Origin of the sequence: Herbaspirillum sp. UBA812 (assembly GCF_002296545.1) — a bacterium.
GTDB classification, from domain to species: Bacteria; Pseudomonadota; Gammaproteobacteria; order Burkholderiales; family Burkholderiaceae_D; genus Herbaspirillum; species Herbaspirillum huttiense.
In genome coordinates this window covers 1-359 of sequence record NZ_DBIC01000233.1, presented here as the reverse complement: position 1 = coordinate 359, position 359 = coordinate 1, and the positions used below count along the sequence as shown (strand labels likewise).

Below are 359 nucleotides of genomic sequence, written 5' to 3'. Positions count from 1 at the left end.
GCGTGGAACTGGCGCGCGCACTGGTAGCGCAGCCCCGGCTGCTGTTGCTGGATGAGCCGATGGCCGGCATGACCGTCACCGAAAAAAGCGAGATGACGCATTTCGTGCGCGCCGCGCGCGATCAGTTCGGAACCGCCATTCTGCTGATCGAACATGACATCGGGCTGGTCTTCGGACTCTCCAACCGCGTGGTGGTGCTGCAGCATGGCAGCAAGATTGCCGATGGCGCACCGGCCGAGGTGCGCCAGGATGCCGCCGTGATCGAGGCCTATCTGGGCGTCGCCCAGCCTGGGCATCACACCACGCAGGAGGCCGCGTGATGGCTGACTTCGATTGGGTGTTCTTCGCCGAAGTGCTGA

General features: G+C 64.3%; 1 pseudogene. It reads left to right on the top strand.

The features are described from left to right. Positions 1–320, top strand: a pseudogene (locus B3873_RS15165) (ABC transporter ATP-binding protein); the annotation flags it as partial. Between the last annotated feature and the right edge of the window lie 39 nt (positions 321–359).